Annotated in this window: 4 protein-coding genes; 3 read left to right on the top strand and 1 reads right to left on the bottom strand. The window is 31.1% G+C overall.

What is annotated here, in order from left to right:
* Together QM536_09715 and QM536_09710 are read left to right on the top strand one after the other, a co-directional pair.
* On the top strand, positions 1-1,076 hold a 1,076-nt coding region (locus QM536_09715), incomplete at its 5' end, for an RHS repeat-associated core domain-containing protein (protein ID MDI9357286.1).
* Positions 1,077-1,079: 3 nt separating this feature from the next.
* Complete coding sequence (locus tag QM536_09710) at positions 1,080-1,544, top strand: hypothetical protein (GenBank protein MDI9357285.1); 465 nt, start codon at positions 1,080-1,082, stop codon at positions 1,542-1,544.
* Between the two features lie 48 nt (positions 1,545-1,592).
* Here QM536_09710 and QM536_09705 read toward each other — a convergent pair whose 3' ends face one another.
* Entirely contained in the window at positions 1,593-2,099 is a 507-nt protein-coding gene (locus QM536_09705; protein ID MDI9357284.1) for a cytochrome c oxidase assembly factor Coa1 family protein, read from the bottom strand.
* Between the two features lie 329 nt (positions 2,100-2,428).
* Between QM536_09705 and QM536_09700 the strand changes: the two genes are divergently transcribed.
* On the top strand, positions 2,429-3,055 hold the full coding sequence (locus tag QM536_09700; GenBank protein ID MDI9357283.1) for a hypothetical protein: 627 nt from the start codon (positions 2,429-2,431) through the stop codon (positions 3,053-3,055).
* The last annotated feature ends 95 nt before the right edge of the window (positions 3,056-3,150 follow it).

Genomic DNA, 3,150 nt, shown 5'->3' with positions numbered 1-3,150 from the left:
CTCAGGAAAAACTGCAAGTGCGGGGAAAAGTGGGAACTTATTACACCGCCTTCGGATTAACAATGGCGGGGATAAGTAGTAAAGCTGCGGGAAGTTTAGATAATAAATTTGAATACAACGGCAAGGAAAAGCAAGAAAAAGAATTTTCTGATGGAAGTGGGTTAGACTGGATGGATTATGGTGCAAGGATGTATGATGCGCAAATAGGAAGATGGCATGTTGTAGATCCGTTAGCAGATAAAATGAGAAGAAACTCTCCTTATAACTATGCGTTCAATAACCCTATAAGATTTATAGATCCTGATGGCATGGCGCCTTTTGACTGGGTGCAAATATATGGGCAAATGAAGTGGGATGCTAGGGTGATAAACCAAGAGACTGCGTCTAAGTATTACCCTGGAGGAACTTATAGGGAAGCGGGGTATTCATATAAATCTACAGAAGGTCCAGTTGTTCTTGGCGACAATATGAAATATACATTAAATGGTGTTAATAAGGTTGCAGAAAATTCAACCCCTGGGCTTGGCGATCGAATTGGTTTTGAAGTTTATTATTTTTTAACTCAACTCGAATTTGTATTCAAAGTAACTGGCAAAGCATCAGTAGGGGTACAGGCAGGAATTGGTGGTAGCCTTTGGGGAACAAAAGGAAAGATTGAAGGAGGAATCGAAACAATTGATATAGGAGAAGCTTATTTTGATCTTCCAAAAATGGATGGCGATATTGGGTTTTCTAAAGAAAATAGAGTACATAATTTTGGTTCACTAGAAGGATATATCTTTACTGATGATATTGGGTTAAAAATCAAATATGATAATACGTATGAATACTACAATGGTTTTAATGGACCAAGAATGATAGCCGGTACAGTGAGACATGATTTCGAAGTGTCATCTCCATTTGATAAATATGGCCCAAAGACAAAATTACTCGGTGATATGGTATCTGCCCAACTTAAACCTAGAGGAATGATAAAAAACTCAGAAAATCTATTTTTGGGAATAGATGTAGGAGCAAGTTTGAAACTAATCTTGGGAATAGAAGTAAATTTAAAAGTTGGGTTTGAAAAGAAATAGAATATGGAGGAATATATTGTAAAACAGTATGGTGATGACATTTATGTGTTTAAGGAACTAGCTGAAGTTATAAAAGTGAAACGAAATTTTACTTGGTCAAGAAAATTAAATTCTGATTTTTTTTATGATAATAAATTAATCTTACAGACAACAAATAAAATGTCTTTTCTTAGTAAACAGATTTTGATAGAATATCAGAACTTACCATTTTATTTAGAATTAACTAAACAAAATGGTAAGTTCTTTTTAATACAAGAAAATTCTGTTTTATCTATTCGAAGAAGGTATTGCAAAAACCCATTTCATCAATTTTTTGCCGATAATGAATTAATGGGGTATGTTAACTCAAAAGCATTTACTTTAAACATTACTCCAATAGTATATAGAGTTTTTTTTAGTAGCAACAATGAGGAATTAAATTTTAAATTCATCATTCTATTTCTTATTCTTCTTCCACCCTTAGAATAGTAAGCTAATTTAGTAAACTTTAAAGTAAGGAAAATTTTATATAAAAAATCACTTATTTATACTTAATACCTGCCACTCAGAAGAAAAGTCCTTTTCCATATATAGGTTAATATCAGCAAACTTATTCATGCCTTTTATAATAAAATAAAGGCTAGCCCGCCCAGATTCACCTTGAATATTTGATGTCAAAGAAATACTTCCAAACGGTTCTACAAATACAGATTCGATATTGCCTACCTTGCGTTTAATTTCAGGGCTTGATTTTATATAATTTACCGCTACCGTATAAGCACTTGTTTGTCTAATACTAATGAAAAAAATAATTTTTACACTGATGATTAAAAAAAATACGCCAATCGCGATTTTTTCCAAAATATATTTACTCTTTCTCTTTTTTATTTTCTCAAATAAAATAAGTATAAGAACAAACCAAAAAAGTAGCCAACCTAACGATTTGCTTTCCCAAAAAAAATTAATTCCTATTATTCTACTAATATACCCATATAATAGTAGAAATATTGTTATTGTAGTTATTTTATAAATTAGCGATTTCATTTGAATAGTTACAATATAGTTTTAGTTTAATGACTAATTATGATTCAGCGATATAGTTATAACTAACTATTTCAAAAGTAAATGTAGTTTTTTTTTGAAAAGAACCCTCAGAATAAATTATTTTTTCTCCCATTGCTGATAAAACGTTTCGATAGAGTCCATACAATTATTGTTACAATAGTCTACTGAATTTTTTTGATCCAGACGGTAGAGAACCATATGATTGGTATAGAAATTTATTAACAGGAGAATATCGCTGGTTTAATGGGAGTTCTAAGATAAGGGGATGGGAAAACAAAGGAGCTTCCCTTATCGTACAGTCATATACATTGTATCAAAATATAAAAAGTATTATACAAACCTACTATTTAAATAAAGATGCTTCTGTTACTTCAAATGGCAGAAAATATGGTAATGGTGAAACAGTTGAGACACAGGGAAAAAATAAAATCACAACAGGTTATGGAACTTTTGAAAATTCAGTTTTAGACTATGAGCTTAGTGCAAAAACTTTTATTGAAGCAGGGTTTTCTAAAAGTAATTTAGGGGGGCAATATGGTGGTGGGATTAATTTTGGATCTTTAGATTTGTATGAGATAAATATGAAAGGGAATCTTCTTAAAAAGAAAAGCGCAGAGATAGAAACCTCTTTTTTAGGTGAAAATTCCTCTACTGGAGGAAAAAAAGTGGGTATATTTAATGTTGAGACTAACTACGGACTTTATGGTCTAGGGTATGAAAAGTGTGAAGAAACAACACAAGCGGGAATTGTTGATTTTGTTGAAAAGAAATCAATAACGCTCTGGGGTCTTACTTTTGAAAGAAAAAGTAGTAGTTCAGGTCATTGGTCGAATTCCTTTAAGTTAAATGTTTCCAAATACTATTCAGTTCTAGTTGGCACTAAGTATGAAGCTTCATTAACACTTTTTAAAGAATCTTTTGTCCCAAACTTTTAAATTACTTAAAAATGTATATTTTTTTTGTTTCTTTAAATATTGTTTTTGTAATTAGTGTAATTGGTAAAATTTATTTACATACGTATATTGGACTT

This window comes from Chitinophagaceae bacterium (genome assembly GCA_030053935.1).
Taxonomy (GTDB): domain Bacteria; phylum Bacteroidota; class Bacteroidia; order Cytophagales; family JASGCU01; genus JASGCU01.
Note: the sequence above shows the minus strand (reverse complement) of the source record. Positions and strands in the feature narration are given on the sequence as shown.